We start from the raw sequence: 18607 nt of genomic DNA on the forward strand, positions 1-18607 counted from the left end.
CTCTCTTTTAGCTCCCCATACATCATTGATTATATCGGCTCCTGCCTTTACAGCCTGCCTGGCCACTTCTGCTTTATACGTATCGATTGATATTGGAAGCCCTGTTTCCTTTTTTACAGCTTCAATCACGGGGAGGACACGGTCAATTTCTTCCTGCTGAGACACAGGCTGATGCCCAGGACGTGTCGATTCACCACCGATATCAATAATATGCGCACCATCTTCTTTCATCTGCTTTGCATGATTAACGGCATTTTCGAAGGAGTCGAATTTACCGCCATCAGAAAAAGAATCGGGCGTAATATTTAAAATTCCCATAACGAGCGTCTGCTCGGAGAGGTCAAAGGTATGGGAGGATGTTTTTAGAATACCGTTCATTTGCAACCCTCTTTTCGTCATCATTCGTCATCCATTTTACAACATATTGAGTATTGTTTCACCTGGTTAGAAGTCTCCCTCAATTTACTTATAAGTTTGAATAGAGAAAGAGCTGTTCCGTTTATTGTAAAAAGAGATAAGCTGCTGGGAAATCGCTCGCTTTCCACTGGGAGCCGGTGAGCTAGCTCGTTGTACTCGCGGATCTCCCCCTGGCTCTATCTCCCTTGCAGGAGCCTTGGCATAGCAAGTTTTTTTCAATGTTGATAGAGAAAGAGCGATTCCGTTTATCATGTGTGGAGATAAGCGGCTGGGAAATGACTCGCTTTCCGCGGGGAGCTGGTGAGCTAGCTCGTTGCACTCGCGGATCTCACCTTAGCTCTATTTCCCTGCAGGAGTCTCGCCATTTCCCAGCCTCTTTACTGTTGATGGTATAAACGGAACGCTGTAGTTTCAGTAACCCTCTAAAGGAAATAGTTTTCTCTTACACAATGTTCCATAAAAAACATACAGGGCCGGGGGAAACGGCGAGACTCCTATGGGAGGATAGAACAAGGTGAGATCCCGGTGGGCTAAAAGCCCGAGTAAGCTCACCGTTCACCCATGGAAAGCAAGTCTTTCCCCAGGCCCGGTTTCTATATCATAGTAAACAGAACACTTTTCCCGTTTAATTAGGCTCCAGACTCAAAATAAAAAACCCGCGCTCCTTTTACAGAGCACAGGCTTTCCTCATTTTACTCTTCCTCAAACTGATACAGAGGAGTAGAGAGATATCGTTCACCATTACTTGGAATAATCGCAACAACTTTTTTACCTTTTCCTAATTCTTTAGCTACCTGCTTGGCAACGTGAATGGCTGCACCTGAGGAGACTCCACCTAAGATGCCGTCTTTTCTAGCAGCTTCACGAGCAGCTGCATAAGCTTCATCTGTAGATACCTGGCGGACTTCATCATAAACATCTGTATCGAGAATTTCTGGAACAAATCCAGCCCCGATTCCCTGTATTTTATGCGGACCAGGATCTCCGCCGGAAAGTACTGGAGAAGCGTCAGGTTCTACGGCATAAATTTTAAGGTTCGGGTATTTTTCTTTTAATACTCCGCCGGCTCCTGTAATCGTCCCGCCTGTACCAATTCCGGATACAAAGCCGTCAAGCTGATCGCCCATTTGCTCAACGATTTCCGGTCCTGTAGTTTCAGCATGGACTTTAACGTTGGCTTCATTATTAAACTGCTGAGGCATAAAATATCCATTTTGCTCTTTCAGCTCTGTTGCCTTTTTAATGGCGCCTTTCATACCTTCCGCTCCAGGCGTTAAAACGAGTTCAGCTCCATAAGCACGAAGCAGATTACGACGTTCTTGGCTCATTGTGTCCGGCATGACGAGAATCGTTTTGTATCCTTTAGCTGCCGCGATCATGGCAAGGCCGATACCTGTGTTCCCGCTCGTTGGTTCGACAATCGTATCGCCCGCTTTAAGTTCGCCTGACTCTTCAGCAGCCTCTATCATAGATAGCGCGATACGGTCTTTTACGGAGCTTCCCGGGTTCATATACTCTAATTTTAAGTAAATATCCGCAGCTTCTGGATCTGCACTTTTGTTTAGTTTTACCATAGGGGTCTGCCCTACTAATTCATTTACACTGTTCGCTATTCTCATTATTTCACTCCTAATACCAAGTATTTTAATAGGATTTAATACAAGATTACGCAAATAATATCTCGTTGTCAAACATTTCAATTAACTTTTATTGAAAAAAACTAAGCATAGATTACAAAAGAACAAAGCAGGACATCTGCTTTGTTCTTAGGTGTGGCTGGATTGCAACTCTTTCAATTCTTTAATATTAAAATGATAATCCTCGTTACAGAAATGACATTTTGCTTCTGCCCCGTGATCTTCTTCAATCATACGCTGTATCTCTTCATCGCCCAGGCTGGATATGGCCATTTCTACACGCTCTCTTGAACAGTGGCAATTAAATTCTACGGGCATTGTATCAAGAAACTGAACATTGCCGTTTCCCAGCACAGATTCTAAAATTTGCTCAGGTGTCTTTCCATCTTGAACCATTTTAGAAATCGACTCAATTTCACTTAAACGTTTTTCAATTTCCGCAGTTGTTTCTTCGCTTGCTCCAGGCATCAACTGTACAATAAAACCGCCCGCTGCCAAGATGGAGTGATCCGTATTTACAAGGACTCCCGCTCCAACCGCTGAAGGCACCTGTTCTGAATTAGCAAAGTAGTACGTAAAGTCTTCACTGACTTCCCCGGAGACAATTGGAACCTGGCCAGTAAAGTGGTCTCTCATACCTAAATCTTTTACTACGCTCAGCGTACCGCTTGTACCGACCGCCTTAGCTACGTCTAATTTTCCCTTTTCATTTAAATCAAAATCGACATGTGGGTTTTTTAAATAGCCGCGGACCTGTCCTTTGGAATTGGCATCTGCAATAATGGCACCAATCGGTCCGTCCCCTTCTACTTTTACCGTAAGCTTGTCTTCACCTTTTAACATAGCACCCATCATAACGCTGATTGTCAGGGTACGACCAAGTGCAGCAGAAGCCGTAGCCCAAGTATCCTGACGGCGGCGTGCTTCTTCCACAGTATTTGTAGAAGATATTGCGTAAGCGCGAACCTGGCCATCAAACCCCATTGCACGTACTAAATAATCTCCCATATATTATCCTTCTCCTTTAAATTCTTTATTATCTTTGTTCTTTTGAAAAATTTTATTCAGCCCTTTTAGCGTTAAATAAGGGTCCACAATATCGATAGTGCTTGAGTCGTCAGCGATTAGAGGAGCCAGACCTCCAGTGGCAATCACAGTAGGTTTTAAGTCAGCTTTCTCTTTCATCCTTCTGACCAGCTCATCGACCTGTCCGATATATCCATAAAACACTCCGGCCTGCATCGCTTCTACTGTAGAGGAACCAAAGACACTTTTCGGGTTTTTTATTTCTATTTTCGGCAGCTTGGCTGCTTTTGCATATAAAGCTTCCATGGAAATATTTATACCCGGGGCAATGGCACCGCCTACGTATTCTCCTTGCTCATTAATATAGCAGTAAGTGGTTGCCGTGCCGAAATCAATGATAACCAAAGGGGCATCAAACTGCTCAAGAGCACCGACGGCATTAACGATGCGGTCTGCTCCGATTTCCCCAGGATTAGGATACTTCATTTTAAGCCCATGATCGACATTATCCTGCCCAATCACCATAGGTTCTTTATTGAAATAATAACGAGACATTCCGACAAGAGCATACATAATCGGAGGGACGACAGATGAAATAATCACTCCGTTGATATCTCCGAATGTTAGTCCCTCATGCTCGAAAAGCGACTTAATTAACATGCCATATTCATCTTCTGTTTTATAGCGGTCCGTTTTTACACGCCAATGATATTTTAACTCATTATTATCAAATACACCTAATACAGTGTTTGTATTACCGACATCAAGCACGAAGTTCATACAAAAATCCTCCCGTTCCGTTTCCTTCGGCTTCCATCATATCACAATTAAGAGGGTAATTTCCCAAATCAACTCCCTCATTTTAAAAAAGAAAAAGCCACATTTCCCGGGAAATGTGGCTTCATCATATTATTAACGATCTTCAGGCTTGCGATTATTGTCATCTTCAGGCTCTGAAGAAGTATCGTGTTCTTTATCCGCAGAAGTTGAAGAATTTTTATCTTCCTCTTTGGACTTCAAGTTTACACGAACATTCTCATTATTGGACTGCAGCTCATCGATCTTCTTCTGTTCTTCTCGATTGGCTTCAAGCTGTTTATTATTCTTAATGGCAATTTCCTCAAGCTCTTCATCTGTTGGAAGACGTCCTTTCTTAAACAAGGACTCGATCTGGGTAGCATCGAGAGTTTCGATTTCCAACAATGTCTGAGCGATCAGCTCAAGCTTATCTTTGTTTTCAGTTAAGATCTGTTTTGCTCTGGCGTAAGAGTCATTAATGAACTTCTGAACTTCTGTATCAATATCATAAGCGATTTGATCACTATAGTTTTGTTCATTTTGAATATCACGACCAAGGAATACTTGTCCACCACTGTTCTGTCCGAACTGAAGCGGTCCAAGCTTCTCGCTCATTCCGTATTCAGTAACCATTTTACGGGCAATCGAAGTGGCGCGCTGGAAGTCATTGTGAGCACCTGTGGAAACTTCACCAAACATGATTTCCTCAGCAACCCTGCCGCCTAATAAACCTGTAATCTTATCGAGCAGTTCCGGCTTCGTCATAAAGTAACGGTCTTCACGCGGAAGCATTACGGCATATCCTCCGGCCTGTCCGCGAGGTACAATCGTAACTTTATGAACCATATCTGCATCATCCAGTACCATTCCGATAACCGTATGTCCACTTTCGTGGTGTGCGACAATGTCACGTTCTTTTTTAGAAATCACACGGCTCTTCTTAGCAGGTCCTGCAATTACACGGTCAATGGCTTCATCAACATGAATCATTTCAATGCTCTTGCTGTCGGAACGAGCAGCTACAAGTGCTGCTTCATTCAGTAAGTTCTCAAGATCAGCTCCAGAGAATCCAGGAGTTCTTAATGCTATTGTCTTTAAATCAACATTTTCTGCTAAAGGCTTATCCCTTGCATGCACACCAAGTACAGCCTGACGTCCTTTAACGTCTGGGCGATCCACCGTAATCTGGCGGTCAAAACGTCCAGGACGCAGCAAGGCCGGGTCAAGAATATCCGGACGGTTTGTTGCGGCAATCATAATGATACCTTCATTAGCACCAAAGCCATCCATCTCAACAAGTAATTGGTTAAGTGTCTGCTCACGCTCGTCATGACCTCCGCCAAGACCAGCACCACGCTGACGACCTACCGCATCAATCTCATCAATAAAGATAATACACGGAGAATTTTTCTTTGCGTTTTCGAACAAGTCACGTACACGGGACGCACCCACACCGACAAACATTTCCACGAAGTCAGAACCACTGATGGAGAAGAACGGAACTCCCGCTTCACCAGCTACCGCTCTGGCCAGCAATGTTTTACCAGTACCTGGAGGTCCTACAAGCAGAACCCCTTTAGGAATACGCGCACCGACAGCCGAGAATTTACGAGGATCTTTTAAGAAATCAACGACTTCAACAAGCTCCTGTTTCTCCTCATCCGCTCCGGCCACGTCTTTGAAACGCACCTTTTTCTTCTCTTCACTGTACATCTTCGCTTTACTCTTACCAAAGTTCATCACACGGCTTCCACCGCCCTGAGCCTGGTTAAGCAGGAAGATAAACAGAATAAAAATAATGACAAAAGGAATGATGGATGTCAGGACTGTCACCCATACACTAGGCTGCTCTTCTTCTTCTACCGTTAAGACACTCTGCTCCTGGGCTGTTTGAGTCACATCGTTAATGATCTGCTCATTCGCCGGAAGCTTGGCAGTGAACGTGTCACCCTCTTCAGCACCGACAAGCGTACCAGTAACCTGCATCACTCCATTGACAGGCTGCATAGTCATTTCTTCAACTTCACCGCTGTTTAATCTATCATAAAACTCATTTACATTTAACGTTTGCTGTGGCTCACCTTGACCTCTGAATAGACCGACTACGCCGATAACTACGAGGAAGATAAGTAAGTAAAATATTGTATTCCGAAATATCCGATTCATTGCCTACCTCCTCCCAAACGAGAAAAACTATAGTAAATATTATCATACGGAAATCTTACTATACAACTAATACCACTTGACAACAGCATGTTGGAACAATTATTAGCAGATTTGCTCATTATCCACCATACACTTCTGGTTTCAAAACACCGATATAAGGCAGGTTACGGTATTTCTCATTATAATCCAGTCCGTAACCGACAACGAATTCATCCGGCACTTCAAACCCTATCGTATCTGCTTTAATGTATGAAGTTCTTCCATCCGGCTTATCAAGCAGTGTAACAATCTTAATGGATTTTGCTTTACGATACTTAAACAGATCCACTAAATAGCTGAGCGTTAAGCCGCTGTCAATAATATCTTCAATAATTAAAAGATCTCTGCCTTCAACCTGGGTATCAAGGTCTTTAACAATCTTTACTTCACCGCTTGATCTCATACCGCTGTAACTGGAGACATCCATGAAATCCATTTCCAGATGTGTATCGACTCTCTTTAGAAGGTCACCCATAAACGGCATGGCGCCTTTTAAAACCCCAATTGCAAGCGGGAAGCGTCCCTCGTATTCGTTTGACAGCTGTTCACCAAGTTCTTTACATTTCGCCTGAATCTCTTCTTCAGAAATCAAGATCTTCTCAATCTCGTTGTGCATGAAAGCTCCTCCTACGTTTCTCAGTAATTTTTATAATGTAATCGAAGCCATGTACCGGAAGGGTCCCTAGTACACCCTTCACCTTTTCTTAACCCAACAAGCCATAGGACCTGACCATCATGATCAGTTACAAGCGGCCAAGTATCCCGTTCCTTAGCGGGGATTTTTTGATCGATAAAAATATCTTTTACCTTCTTCGACCCATTCATTCCTCTAAGCTTTAATCGATCCCCCGGACGGCGTGTTCTCACAATAAGAGGAAGGCTTACGTGATTTGAATCACAAGTATAGACATACCTGCCGGCTTCCTCTCTACTGTCAGCCGCCTCCAGAGAAATCATTGAACCATCCGGAAGTGTCACTTGCTTCCCTATGTAAAGTGGTGCGTGAAACGCCGTTTCTTCCTCAGGCTGAGCAAAGGTCAACGTTATAACGTCATACGCACGAATTACCCGAAGATTTCCCGGGAAATCTAATGATGCATTAGGTTTTTGTTCTTGTAAAAGGTGAAAAAACATCTCCTCATGTAAGTAGGAGATTTCTTCAATTTGATTACCATACAGATAGTTTAATATTAGATGAAAGGCAGACCTTTGTAAAGCAAGGGGGAACTTTTGAAATGTCGTTTTTGATAAAACAGCTTTGCCTCCTTCATCGCTTGACATATCAACATTTTCGAGCAGCTTTTTCGCTTCATTATTAATAAAAGTTCGATCTTCTGTCACACGCTCGCTCATATGCTGCATATGCTCATAAAGTTTAGGGTTTATTTCCTTTAGAAATGGGAGCACATGCTTTCGAAAAGCATTCCTCGTATACTCAGTATCTTCATTTGAAGCATCAATTCTTGGCTCTAAGCCGTTCTCCTTACAGTAGCTTTGTATTTCGGCCTTAGAAAGACAAAGAAAAGGCCGAATTAAAAAGCCGCCGGCAAACGGACGCTTTACAGGTATGCCTTGGACTGCCTCAGGCAGTGCACGGCGTGCCAGCTGCATAAGCATCGTTTCTGCCTGGTCATCTCCATGGTGGCCTAGAGCCAGTCTGTCAGCGCCTGTCTTTTCCATAACTTCTGCGAGAAACTGATAGCGTAAGGTTCTTGCCGCTTCCTGTGTCCCGATACCTGCCCTTTTCTTATACGCAGGAACATCCACAGAGGTTCCAAAAAATTCGGCACCCCACTGAAGAGCTGCTTTCTCAACAAAACTCACATCTTCTATAGAAGCTTCACCCCGCAGGCCGTGATCGACAGAAGCAGCGATAATCCGCAGATTATACTCTTCCTTTATCGTGGTTAAAAAATGTAAAAGTGCGAGTGAATCAGGACCGCCGGAAACAGCAGCAACGATTGTTTGATTCTTTTTAATTAAATCATGCTTTTTTATAAAGGAATGGACAGTTCCAAGCATTGTCCTCACCCACCTATCTCTCCTAATCCTATCACTCTAAAGCCCTATCCTGCAAAGCATTCATTTAAAACCAGAAACTCCACATGGAAATGCCATAGCAGATAACGGCAATAAAACCGACACCAAGCATTTCCCCCCATTCTGAAGCATCGTTTTGTACGCGCTTTTTCGTCGTACGCTTAGGCGTCTGCACTCGTTTCATTAAAATCTCGCCGAGCGCTTTTTTCATTTCAGCTGCTGAATGATACTTTCCTTGCCAGCAGTCAAGCATAAGCTGCTTATAAGCAGAAGGAAGAGGTGCCTGATTTAACCGGTCATTCAATGTTTTCCGCGGATCTTTCTGTGCGTCAAATCTTTTCGGGTATACGGTTTCCAACATAATCATCGTTACAGCAAACAAATCATAAGATGGCTCTGCTCTTCTCGAACCATAACCCCAATGTCCGCGGTCATAGAACTCTGTATACTCTTTAATCGCCCGTCCGACAGCGGTGACTCCTCCTACATCTATCCACTGTACCCGCGAGGAGGAGACGAGAAGATTATCTGTTTTTAAGTCTCCAAATACATATCCGGCATCGTGAAGGTGCTCTAAATCGCTCAGCAGCTGCATGGCAATAAGCCCAACCCACTCTTTTTTCTTACCGACCAGATAATCATTCAGCGGTACACCATCGATAAATTCCATAACATAAAAGGGGTAAGTCTGCTGCGAAGGCGCTACCCAGTCATCAACGTCAACAAAAGAAGGCCCAAGTTTAACCCCTTGGACCTTGCTGAATTTCTTTAGCATATTTACTTCAAGCATTAACCGTGAGCTGTCTGTGCCTACTTTAAGGGCATACTTCACCCCGTTTTTTTGACAAAGATAAACAACCCCGCATGCTCCATCGCCAAGTGGTTTAATAATTTGGTAAACATGATGATTCCATTTGCCCCGTATCGCCGTTCCGGCTCGTAAATTAGTAACCTGTTTCTTCATAAGGATCTTCCTTATCCATGCCGTTTCTCTTCAACGACTTATTGGTAAACGCATAAAGAGCTTCTTTTAAAGCAGGACCTGTCGGAGTATAACCGCCGCTGTCAAGCTTTGAAAATAACCCATGAATCGCGTTAAGCTCAGTCGTCCAGTCAATTCTCTGTTTGATCGTATGCTTAGGATCAGGGAAAGAATAGACACTAAACTGATTCGCCCCTGTTCTGGCATTTAAGCTCAAGGACAAATCAGCTAAAGCTTCCTTGACCGTAGGAAGCTTATGATGCATGCTGGCACTGGTATCTACGAGCACAAGGACTTCCAAATCACACGTTTCTCCAAGATCATCTACGATTTCCACCACTTCTCCGCGCTGATCAGGCGGAAGTTCTTCAATCGTTTTCCTTTCTCCAAGAATTTGTTCAAGCTCTTTATTTACAACCCCCTGTATAGTTTGTGTCATGGCCTGCTTCGTGACCATCTGCACTGTTTCTGAAAGGTTCTTCTGATAGACTATCTGGCTGACACCCCCGCCTGATTCTGCAATTGCCTCTACTTCCTGCAGTCCCTGCGGCTCCTCACGGTCATCGAGAACCCCTATCACGTTTACGGTTACCCCCTGGTTTCTAGCTAATCCAGCGACCACGACTGGATCCTCTCCATAGTTTGAGCATCCGTCCGTAATTAATAAAATTTGTTTCAGTCGTCCTGTTTTCATAGATATTCCCTCCTTTTTCGTTACCCCCATTTTCGCCGAAAAAGGAAGGGAATATACCTGTTAAGCTACGCCTGTTTTTTCGCAAAAGGAATGGCCGACCATTCCGGTATATAATGATCCAGGCGTGCCACCAGTATTGTCATATCATCATCTATGTCGCCTGATTTTGTTCGAATGACCTCCTCTAATAAAATATCCGCCACCTCTTGCGGATCGTCGTTATTAATTTCCCTAATCTTTCTCTTAAACCAGAACTCTACATTTTCGATTTGCTTCTGACCTTCGAGTATTCCATCACTTACCATGATTAATAGATCACCCGCTTTGAGCTGCTCGCTCGTCGTATCTACATCAACGTCGCGGATGATTCCCATCGGCAAGTTGCTCGATTCTATGGAAAAGACCTGTTCTCCCCTTTTTATAAAGCTTGGAGTACTGCCTATTTTAATAAACTTGGATGTGGCTTTATGAAGATCAATAATTGCCAGGTCCAAAGTGGAAAAAATTTCATCATTGCTGCGTAATGAGAGCACCGAGTTTATCGACTGGATCGCCACAGATTCTTGAATCCCCGATTGCAGAATCTGTTTTAACAGCCTGAGTGTTTCCACACTCTCCTCGTGTGCACGTTCTCCATTTCCCATACCGTCACTGATCGCCAGTGCATACTTTCCTCTACCTAACTCCATCATTGTATAACTGTCTCCTGAAATGAATCCACCTCCTTTAGCGGCATGCGCCACACCTGATTCTATTGTGTAATGCTTTGCCGACCCGAAATTCATTAAACACCTTCCATTTGGATAAGGTGAAATATCCTCCATCGTCACAACGATCGTTTCTTTTAAGATATCTGAAAGCAGCGGGGCAATAATCTTTGCTCCTTCCCCCCGGTACTGATCAATCTCGATGGCTATTTCGAGATCGATATTGCCTGTATCCAATGTATAAATATCTAACTTGGCCACTTTAAGCCCCATTCGCTCAAGCGCCTGATGTATAAGTGTTTCTTTTTGTTCGTGCTGCTCCCTCTCCTTTACAATTTCTTTCGCGAAATTCCCCATTACTTCCGACACTCCATGCAGCTGCTCAGCCACGAAGCGCCGGCTTTCCCGGACCTGCTGTTTGAGCTGCTTATTCGCATGATAAAAGGACAGCTCCTGTTTCATCGTATCTACCAGTTTTTGCGACTTTACACAGTATTGATCTACTTCTTTACGCATCATCCTTCCTACTTCATCTTTTTCATCGATTTCCATCATCAAATCTGTCATGAGATTATGAGTCTCATTAAATTGATTAATCCAGCACTTTTCCTTTTTAAAACACGCCTGGCACGTTTTTTCCGTTACGTGACTAAGGAAATAATCGATTTCCTGAGAATTATGATCCTCCTCCTTTGATTGATCGGTAAGATGAAAGCTTTTGGACAAGGCTTCAAACACATCGGAGAACTTCCCCACTCGAACTGCTGTCACATCCCGTACCTTTTGTAAGTACTTCTGCTGCTCCTGGCTGTGCTCATCAGTCCCCGGCACGTAGCGAGAGAGTTTTTTCACCCACTTGTCCGGTGTCAGGAAAAACAGAACAATCGCAAAGAGCGATGCCCATATGGAAGCTGACAAACTTCCTCCTGTATAAAACCCCATTAAGACGGTACTTACAAAAAGTCCTGCACTGACCCCCAGTTTATTGCCCTCTTTTAATAACCCCCCCAGCAAACCAGAAAAGGCGAGCAGACTCATTTGGTATAAGTGATCGACTTGCGACAAACTGAGAACGAGACCGGTTACGACCCCCACCGTAGAACCGATCGCTGCTCCCGCGATATAAGCAATTAAAATAACAAGATATCTCGAAAAAATATCGACAACCGCGACATCCTGCACTTGAAATCCAATCATCCCCGTAAGAACGGATGCTAATAATATAATGAAACAAACAATTTCTTCATTCGATAAGGTCGGATGATAACGCTGTGGTGATAAAAGCGGAAGACTCTGCATAAAGATAAGTACAAGAATAAATGTTAGAACTCCCTCCGCTAAGACTAAAAAGATTTCGTAGAGCTGCCACCTGTCGAGAAAGGCCAGGCTGGCGGTCCTCGGTATAAGACTGGCGAATGCTGCAATGAGAGGGAGCCATCTCTGGGGATGGTGCATTTGCTTTAACAGGACATTTAAGAACAGGATGGAAGCAGAAGCTCCTAAAATAAATCCTGCATGACCGTAGCTGTATGTAGAAGCCCCGATCGCCATCATCGCCGTCGCCGGTATCATCAGCGGACGTTTGAACCACCAGATCACTGCCAGAAACGCTACACCAAACGGGGCCATTGAATTAAGAATCACAGCACGTCCCAATAATAGGCTCAGTGCCATATGGAACACACCCTTATCTGCTAAGAACGTCACAGAAGATAAAGCTGCACGCTCAAAGTTCTTATTAAGTGCAGAACCCTTCCACAATGTTTGTCTTCCTTGTCGCTTCGTTAATGTACCTAACATCTCATCACTCCTTTTTTGTTAGACTCATTAAACCACACGCAAAAAGATCATTTTGTCAAAAGAACGGACGAGCAGTAACAAAACTTTCGATTGAATTCCTACATAATTAGGCTGATTCTACAAATTCAAACCACTGAAGTCTCTCACTATTCCAAAATCCCCGAGGATAACCTATCGAAATTGACAGACTAATCTCACAATTTTATTTTATATTGACATGTTTTTTTTCATAGTGTACTATATTCCTTGTGCTTAAGAAGACATGGCGGTGTAGCTCAGCTGGCTAGAGCGTACGGTTCATACCCGTGAGGTCGGGGGTTCGATCCCCTCCGCCGCTACTAACAAGTGCTGAATGGCTTTGTTCAGATGCGACTCGCATCAGACAAGCATCTGAGCCATAAAGCCATATTAACTACATAAGTAAGGCCCGTTGGTCAAGCGGTTAAGACACCGCCCTTTCACGGCGGTAACACGGGTTCGAATCCCGTACGGGTCATCCTAAAAAGGAGGAAGCTAATCAGCTTCCTCTTTTTCTATGAGCTCTTCTTTACTCTGCTCAAAAAATCTTTGGGGCTCATGAGAAGCAAGTCCCGTTTGCCTATTGGAAAACCGGGCCTGTGGAAACAACTCGCTTTCCATGGGCGAACGGTGAGCTTCCTCGGGCTTTTAGCCCTCCGGGATCTCACCCTGTTCTATCCTCCCATAGGAGTCTCGCCGTTTCCCCAGGCCCTTAGCGTTTATTAGGAATAACGAAACATTGAGTTAGAGAAGACTATTTTCTTTAGAGCGGTTAATAAAACTACGAGCGTTCCGATTATACCAACAACGGTAAAGAGGATGGGAAATGGCGAGACTCCTGCAGGGAGATAGAGCCGTGGTGAGATCCGCGAGTGTAACGAGCTAGCTCACCGGCTCCCCGCGGAAAGCGAGCTATTTCCCAGCCGCTTTTCTCCACCCAAGATAAACGGAACAGTCTTTTCTGTTTACTTTTTTCCATAGAAAAAGCAGATCAGGATCCCTGATCTGCTTCTATATTTATGTGCATCTTTTACTTATTGTCCTAGACAGCAAGCTATCCTCTCTTAGCACCTCGACCTCCACGTTTGGTCTCGGTTTGCTTCTTCAGTGATGCTAAACGGTCTTCGCTATCCTTAAGAAAGTTGTTCATCTTCTGTTCGAATGACTCTGCTGGTTTACGAGGCTTCTTCGGTGCACGACGACCATAGTTTTCTTTGGCTTTTTTTATGGATAAGCCAATTTTACCATCGTCTCCAACATTAATTACTTTAACTTCTACTTCGTCACCTTGGCTAAGATGCTCATTAATGTCTTTGACATAGTTGTCGGCAACTTCACTAATGTGAACGAGTCCCGTTTTCCCATCCGGGAGTTCAACGAACGCTCCAAAATTAGTGATTCCAGTTACCTTACCCTGTAGCTTGCTGCCTACTTCAATTGACATAAAAAAAATGCTCCTCCTTAGAATTCGATAAAAATATCCTTCTTATCTATTATATATAGGATTTCAAAAAGGTGTCAATACGAAGGATCATCATTTGGCATTTTAAAGATAATTTCATTATCTTTTGAGAAGAAATAATTCGAGCGAGCGATTTGCAGGACATATTCTTCATTGTTCAGCAATTCAATCTCTTCTTTCAAGTTCTTCTCTTCCAACTTCAATTGATCCATCTCACCCTGCAGCTGTTGATACTCCTCCACTTTTTCAGCGTGAAGCGACCTCTGCTGGAAATGATAAAAAGTCATAGAGCCAGTGAATATAACGACTATAAGGCTAAATAACATGATGCGGCGAATCAGACGTTTCTTCTTACGAGCATCCCGTTGCATCTGCGCATCGTAGTGTTTCATGTATGTAGAATCCAAGCGAGCGACGGACTCTTTCTCTGCCATGTAATTAGACCTCCTCTGTCATGCCTAGCTCATGCGCTAATTCATAACGCCTGGCTAATCATTTTTCTTTTTCCATTTATTACTTAATCTATTCTTTATTTTAACGTATAATCCTCCTCCTTTGTGTAAGTAATTTTGAATTTTTTCCGGGAATAGCTTCCAAATCAGCCGAAGAAGCATCATTATCGGTGTAAAAACGACAAGAAACCCAAGATAAATGCCCTTATATATTAAACGATAAACCAATAATACGACATTTTTCAAGAGGATAAGCACACCGATGACAGGAACGAGGATAAGAATGTGAAAAATTCGCTTAATTAGTCTAAAAAGAGCGGTCACAAACTTTATTCCAACTTCAAGAACCTTTTTGAAAATATTTTGAAATAATGCCCTATAAGCAGAATATCCGCACAATACCGCTACAAATACATACATACGCATTTCACCATAATTGACAAGATAGAGGATATAAAAAAGAAAAGCAGCCTGTGAGATCCAGAAGGCAGGCTGCCACAGAAATTCTAGCCAGCTTTTTTGATTTCTTCTTCGAAATAGCCGGTTGAAGGTGTCTAATGCAGCCCCGATATAGACACCTCCGGCCAGCATCGAGATCATCGTCATAAATTGCGTTGTGAGCGTCATTTGAACAGCTTGCTAAATAGTCCTTTAGCTTTCTCCCCTTGATTTTCATCCAAATATGTCATTTCATAAATCCGCCCTTTTATCGACACCTCTCCATCATCTAAGTTGAGATTTTTCATCTGCAGGTTCTCCCCTCGGATCACCAAATATCCCATATTCGTCTGTAAAAGGAATTCTTCGCTGTCGAAACTGTCCACTTCCTTGACCCCGGTTATTTCCACATTCCGGCGGCTCCATATTTTCACATTGTGCTCAGGCTGCTGCCTGCTGTTATTCATCGTTTTATCGTAGTATTCCATTTTTAACAGCCTCCTTCTCTAGTACAAGCTATGAGAAAAAGAATGGAAATAGAACGAAAAAAACCGCCTTCCTTTAGAGGATAGACGGTTTAGCCTTTAACTGTTAACAGGCTCTTCTCTTTTTATTTCATAAAGCGTCGCTGCTTCATCTTTTTTGACATTTTCTTTTAATGATTTCACTTCAATAGTGAGGATTTTCTGACCAAACTGAATGACCAGCTCATCTCCCACGGATACATTTGTTGCAGCTTTGCTGGCATTTCCATTGATTTTAATTCTACCCTGGTCGGCTACTTCTTTAGCTAATGTACGACGCTTAATCAATCTGGAATTCTTCAAAAATTTATCTAAGCGCATCGTTACTCTCCTTTATTATTAAGTTTCGCGTTCACCCATAATTCTTCAAGGCCATCGAGTGTATATTTATCTAATGTTTTCCCGGCCGCTCCTGCCTGCTTTTCCATTGAGGAAAATCGGCTTCTAAACTTTTCATTAGTCCGTTGCAGGGCATTTTCACCGTTAATCTTATAATGACGTGCCAGATTTGCAATTGCAAATAACCAGTCTCCAAATTCTTTTTCCATCTCTTCGCGATCATCTGTTTCTTTAGCTTCGAGAAATTCATTCCATTCCTCTTCTACTTTATCTTTAACAGATTCGACGTCGTCCCAGTCAAATCCTACCTTGCCCGCTTTTTTCTGTAATTCTTCTGCCTGCAGCAAGGCCGGAAAGCTTCTCGGAACATCATCCAGCTTCGACTCCGGCAGCTGTCCGCCTTTTTCTTCCCTTTTGATCTCTTCCCAATTGACAAGCACCTGTTCAGCAGTCTCGGCCTGTGCCTCTCCGAATACGTGAGGATGTCTGCGGATCATTTTTTCGGTAACCGTTTTTATAACATCATTAATTGTAAAGAAGCCCTCATCTTCACCAATCTGACTATGAAGCATTACCTGCAAAAGAACGTCTCCAAGTTCTTCGACCATATGCTCATCATCCAGGCGGTTAACAGCGTCTATAAATTCATACGCTTCTTCAATCAAATACTTTCTTAAAGATTCGTGGGTCTGTTTTTGGTCCCAAGGACATCCCCCAGGTCCCCTAAGATCCCTGATTACTTCTCTTAAACGGAAAAATTGATGATTCAGCTGCGCCTTCTCAACCGGTGTTATATAGACACTTGTTAAGTTATCGACTTCAACCACCCGGTCGAGTTCTTCTAAAGAAACACGGATGATTTTTTCTTCGGTACTTCCTGCCGCTTTTACGACAGTCACCGGATGATCTGCCGTCAGGTCTTCAAGCAGTGTGAGCTTAACTTCTGAAGCAATCATCGCATCGTAGACCTGGCAGAAAACGATATGATTTTGATACTGCAGTTCTTCCCTTTCAAAAGAGGTAGCGTCTATAAACTGAAAGCCTTCAATCGGATCGATTTTTAAAGCAGTAAACATATCATCAAGATAGCTTTGACCGCCTTTTAGGTCAATTTCTACTCCTTCTTTCTCTAGCAGCAGCTGTACCGTTTTCTCTGCCAGCATCGGGTGGCCAGGTACCGCATAAATAATCTCCTGGGAAGAAGCCTTATCACAGAGTGTTTGCACAATGTTTTCATATACTTGTTCAAATTGTTCGGCCTCTTCATAAAATGTATCAAAGCTTTCAAAACGCACATCTTCTTCCACAAGCGCCTTAACAGCAGGATGATCGAGGGTTCTTGTATAGATCGTCCCTGTATAATTTTTTAGTTTCCGGTACAGCCCGAGGGTGAGCTGTTCGAGACTGCCGGCACCGAGGCCAATGACAGTAATTTTATTCATATATTTCTTCCTTTCGGTAATAGTTTTATGAGCCAGTCTCTAAATGGAAGGGACTCAAGTTCCTTCTCTCCAATAACTTTCAGCCGTATCAGTAGAATGAGGTAAATTAAAGCTCCAGCTGCGATGAAAAACATCAGGAAAACAAATAAAGCCAGCCGGTATTCAATAAAACCAAGCAGTGGAGACACAATAAGGAGAAATATCACCATTCCCGATAGTGAAGCCATCATGCCATTCCACGGCAGGCGTCTCCAGAGACTAAAAGGAAAATCCCGATTCAGTAATACTACATAGGAAGCCGTTACAAATCCGGCGGCCCCAACAGAAGCAAGAGCAGCTCCTGATTCTTCAAACAAAGGAATAAGATATATATTAAGACCGGCTTTTAGAAAAACAGCAAGCAGGATAATGAAAGCCGTATGGCCCGTAAAGTTCAGGCCCTGCAGAACAGAACTTAAGGTAATGGCAAGCGAACTAAAGACAATAACAATCATTAACAGCCTTAATGAGTCCGTCCCTGCGCTATCTTGAAACAATAGCGTATTTACGAATGGGAACAATATGACAAGCCCGGCTGTTGCTCCTAAAGAAATTATTAAAGTGTATTTGCCTGCACCGAAAATGTATTTCCGGACTTGCTGTGGGTCTTTTTCAAGACGTTTTCTCGTAACAGAGGGAACGAGCGCTAGAGCAAGAGATGAGGCCAGCACTGTACCCAGCTGAATCAGGGGCTGTCCTCTGTCGAATACACCTTTTGCTAACCTGGCTTCTTCTAAAGCGAGTCCGGCTTTTTCTAGATTTGAAACAAGTAAGAGCGAATCAGCAAACTGTAAAAACAAAAGAAGCATATAGTTTAGTGAAATAAATAACCCGTAAAATAAAATAGGCCGCACGTAAGAAATCTTTATGTTTTGCAAGCGGGCAGGTTGAATATTCTCCCGGCGAAACCAGTACACAAATAATACGACAGCAGCGGCGGATGTGCCTAAAATAGAAGACCACACTCCGCCAATTCCTATATTATAAAGTTCTCCTGTCCGTGACACGTAGAGTGCAGTTACAATAATAACCACGACCCTGACCGCCTGCTCGGTTACTTGGGAAACAGCGGTCGGTTCCATAACCCCTTTGCCTTGAAAAACCCCTCTCACGATTGAAGAGAAAGGGATCAATAAAAATACAAAAAAGGCTCCTCTTAATGACGGAACAAGACGTTCATCCCCCATGATGCGGGCAATTTGTTCGGCTTGAGTGTACCCCGCCAGAAAAATAGTACCGCAAATGGCAAAGACCCAGGCAAATACAGGTATGTAAAACGACTTTAACGACAGCTCAATCCCTTCCTCCCTTACATCAGAGACGAGCCGGGAAATTGCGGCAGGAAAACCGTAAAGCGATAAAATTAACGACATCCCTAAAATAGGGTAGATTTGCTGATAAATATAAAATCCTATATCTCCAGCTATATTTTGAAGCGGTATGCGGTAACCCGCACTTAATACTTTTCCGATAAGCCCGGAGAGTGTGAGTAAAAATGCCCCCTTCACTAAACGATGGGACGAGTTAGAATATTCCATGACCGTTCCTTCCACCTAGTAGATTAAGTTCTCTCATTATAGCATAAAA

Annotated in this window: 17 protein-coding genes and 2 tRNA genes; 2 read left to right on the plus strand and 17 right to left on the minus strand. The window is 43.3% G+C overall.

Annotated features, from left to right (window positions below):
• From folP to spoIIE, 10 genes are all read right to left on the minus strand, one after another.
• Nucleotides 1-378, minus strand: a 378-nt coding sequence (gene folP, locus B7E06_RS21210; protein ID WP_425432195.1) for a dihydropteroate synthase, incomplete at its 3' end; no start/stop codon positions are given.
• A gap of 731 nt (nt 379-1109) precedes the next feature.
• Entirely contained in the window at nt 1110-2039 is a 930-nt protein-coding gene (gene cysK / locus B7E06_RS21215) for a cysteine synthase A (RefSeq protein WP_082236096.1), read from the minus strand.
• Between the two features lie 144 nt (nt 2040-2183).
• Nucleotides 2184-3062: an Hsp33 family molecular chaperone HslO gene (gene hslO / locus B7E06_RS21220; RefSeq protein WP_082235806.1), complete on the minus strand. Its 879-nt coding sequence runs from the start codon at nt 3060-3062 to the stop codon at nt 2184-2186.
• 3 nt (nt 3063-3065) lie between these two features.
• Nucleotides 3066-3860 carry a type III pantothenate kinase gene (locus B7E06_RS21225; protein WP_082235807.1) on the minus strand — a complete coding sequence of 265 codons (795 nt, stop codon included), beginning with the start codon at nt 3858-3860 and terminating at the stop codon, nt 3066-3068.
• Nucleotides 3861-3992: 132 nt separating this feature from the next.
• Nucleotides 3993-6044 carry an ATP-dependent zinc metalloprotease FtsH gene (ftsH, locus tag B7E06_RS21230; RefSeq protein ID WP_082235808.1) on the minus strand — a complete coding sequence of 684 codons (2052 nt, stop codon included), beginning with the start codon at nt 6042-6044 and terminating at the stop codon, nt 3993-3995.
• A 118-nt stretch (nt 6045-6162) separates the two neighbouring features.
• A complete protein-coding gene (gene hpt, locus B7E06_RS21235; RefSeq protein WP_082235809.1) occupies nt 6163-6699 on the minus strand; it encodes a hypoxanthine phosphoribosyltransferase in 537 nt (178 codons plus the stop codon).
• A gap of 20 nt (nt 6700-6719) precedes the next feature.
• The gene (gene tilS / locus B7E06_RS21240; protein ID WP_082235810.1) at nt 6720-8105 is read right to left on the minus strand and encodes a tRNA lysidine(34) synthetase TilS; all 1386 of its coding nucleotides are present in this window, start codon (nt 8103-8105) and stop codon (nt 6720-6722) included.
• Between the two features lie 64 nt (nt 8106-8169).
• Complete coding sequence (locus B7E06_RS21245) at nt 8170-9087, minus strand: serine/threonine protein kinase (protein WP_082235811.1); 918 nt, start codon at nt 9085-9087, stop codon at nt 8170-8172.
• Complete coding sequence (locus tag B7E06_RS21250; RefSeq protein ID WP_483866680.1) at nt 9068-9829, minus strand: vWA domain-containing protein; 762 nt, start codon at nt 9827-9829, stop codon at nt 9068-9070. The genes B7E06_RS21245 and B7E06_RS21250 overlap by 20 nt, the downstream gene beginning before the upstream one ends.
• A gap of 35 nt (nt 9830-9864) precedes the next feature.
• Nucleotides 9865-12306, minus strand: a complete 2442-nt coding sequence (spoIIE, locus tag B7E06_RS21255; RefSeq protein WP_082235813.1) for a stage II sporulation protein E — start codon at nt 12304-12306, stop codon at nt 9865-9867.
• Nucleotides 12307-12570: 264 nt separating this feature from the next.
• Here spoIIE and B7E06_RS21260 point away from each other — a divergent pair.
• Both B7E06_RS21260 and B7E06_RS21265 read left to right on the plus strand, forming a co-directional pair.
• Nucleotides 12571-12644 (plus strand) — tRNA-Met (locus tag B7E06_RS21260).
• A gap of 86 nt (nt 12645-12730) precedes the next feature.
• Nucleotides 12731-12802: transfer RNA gene (locus B7E06_RS21265), tRNA-Glu, on the plus strand.
• A gap of 576 nt (nt 12803-13378) precedes the next feature.
• On the opposite strand, the gene B7E06_RS21270 is transcribed toward B7E06_RS21265, so the two are convergent.
• The 7 genes from B7E06_RS21270 to B7E06_RS21300 form a co-directional block, all read right to left on the minus strand.
• Nucleotides 13379-13768 (minus strand): S1 domain-containing RNA-binding protein, encoded by a 390-nt coding sequence (locus B7E06_RS21270; RefSeq protein WP_082235814.1) that lies wholly within the window; start codon nt 13766-13768, stop codon nt 13379-13381.
• A gap of 74 nt (nt 13769-13842) precedes the next feature.
• Nucleotides 13843-14220, minus strand: a complete 378-nt coding sequence (locus B7E06_RS21275; protein WP_082235815.1) for an FtsB family cell division protein — start codon at nt 14218-14220, stop codon at nt 13843-13845.
• Nucleotides 14221-14274: 54 nt separating this feature from the next.
• Nucleotides 14275-14865, minus strand: coding sequence for a spore cortex biosynthesis protein YabQ (gene yabQ / locus B7E06_RS21280; protein WP_082235816.1), 591 nt, complete (start codon nt 14863-14865; stop codon nt 14275-14277).
• Nucleotides 14862-15143 carry a sporulation protein YabP gene (gene yabP, locus B7E06_RS21285; RefSeq protein WP_425432233.1) on the minus strand — a complete coding sequence of 94 codons (282 nt, stop codon included), beginning with the start codon at nt 15141-15143 and terminating at the stop codon, nt 14862-14864. Before yabP ends, yabQ begins: the two co-directional genes overlap by 4 nt.
• Nucleotides 15144-15260: 117 nt before the next feature.
• A complete protein-coding gene (locus B7E06_RS21290) occupies nt 15261-15521 on the minus strand; it encodes an RNA-binding S4 domain-containing protein (RefSeq protein WP_082235818.1) in 261 nt (86 codons plus the stop codon).
• A 2-nt stretch (nt 15522-15523) separates the two neighbouring features.
• Complete coding sequence (gene yabN / locus B7E06_RS21295; protein ID WP_082235819.1) at nt 15524-16981, minus strand: bifunctional methyltransferase/pyrophosphohydrolase YabN; 1458 nt, start codon at nt 16979-16981, stop codon at nt 15524-15526.
• The gene (locus B7E06_RS21300) at nt 16978-18558 is read right to left on the minus strand and encodes a putative polysaccharide biosynthesis protein (protein WP_082235820.1); all 1581 of its coding nucleotides are present in this window, start codon (nt 18556-18558) and stop codon (nt 16978-16980) included. Before B7E06_RS21300 ends, yabN begins: the two co-directional genes overlap by 4 nt.
• Between the last annotated feature and the right edge of the window lie 49 nt (nt 18559-18607).

This window comes from Halobacillus massiliensis, from assembly GCF_900166625.1.
GTDB classification, from domain to species: Bacteria; Bacillota; Bacilli; order Bacillales; family Halobacillaceae; genus Halobacillus_A; species Halobacillus_A massiliensis.

What these genes read in the sequence shown, in the direction of transcription:
- B7E06_RS21250 (WP_483866680.1), bottom strand. Translation starts at nt 9,829, where the DNA reads ATGGGGGTAACGAAAAAGGAGGGAATATCTATGAAAACAGGACGACTG.
- B7E06_RS21300 (WP_082235820.1), bottom strand. Translation starts at nt 18,558, where the DNA reads ATGGAATATTCTAACTCGTCCCATCGTTTAGTGAAGGGGGCATTTTTA.
- B7E06_RS21225 (WP_082235807.1), bottom strand. Translation starts at nt 3,860, where the DNA reads ATGAACTTCGTGCTTGATGTCGGTAATACAAACACTGTATTAGGTGTA.
- B7E06_RS21270 (WP_082235814.1), bottom strand. Translation starts at nt 13,768, where the DNA reads ATGTCAATTGAAGTAGGCAGCAAGCTACAGGGTAAGGTAACTGGAATC.
- yabQ (WP_082235816.1), bottom strand. Translation starts at nt 14,865, where the DNA reads ATGACGCTCACAACGCAATTTATGACGATGATCTCGATGCTGGCCGGA.
- tilS (WP_082235810.1), bottom strand. Translation starts at nt 8,105, where the DNA reads ATGCTTGGAACTGTCCATTCCTTTATAAAAAAGCATGATTTAATTAAA.
- B7E06_RS21275 (WP_082235815.1), bottom strand. Translation starts at nt 14,220, where the DNA reads ATGGCAGAGAAAGAGTCCGTCGCTCGCTTGGATTCTACATACATGAAA.
- spoIIE (WP_082235813.1), bottom strand. Translation starts at nt 12,306, where the DNA reads ATGTTAGGTACATTAACGAAGCGACAAGGAAGACAAACATTGTGGAAG.
- yabN (WP_082235819.1), bottom strand. Translation starts at nt 16,981, where the DNA reads ATGAATAAAATTACTGTCATTGGCCTCGGTGCCGGCAGTCTCGAACAG.
- ftsH (WP_082235808.1), bottom strand. Translation starts at nt 6,044, where the DNA reads ATGAATCGGATATTTCGGAATACAATATTTTACTTACTTATCTTCCTC.
- B7E06_RS21290 (WP_082235818.1), bottom strand. Translation starts at nt 15,521, where the DNA reads ATGCGCTTAGATAAATTTTTGAAGAATTCCAGATTGATTAAGCGTCGT.
- B7E06_RS21245 (WP_082235811.1), bottom strand. Translation starts at nt 9,087, where the DNA reads ATGAAGAAACAGGTTACTAATTTACGAGCCGGAACGGCGATACGGGGC.
- hslO (WP_082235806.1), bottom strand. Translation starts at nt 3,062, where the DNA reads ATGGGAGATTATTTAGTACGTGCAATGGGGTTTGATGGCCAGGTTCGC.
- hpt (WP_082235809.1), bottom strand. Translation starts at nt 6,699, where the DNA reads ATGCACAACGAGATTGAGAAGATCTTGATTTCTGAAGAAGAGATTCAG.
- yabP (WP_425432233.1), bottom strand. Translation starts at nt 15,143, where the DNA reads ATGAATAACAGCAGGCAGCAGCCTGAGCACAATGTGAAAATATGGAGC.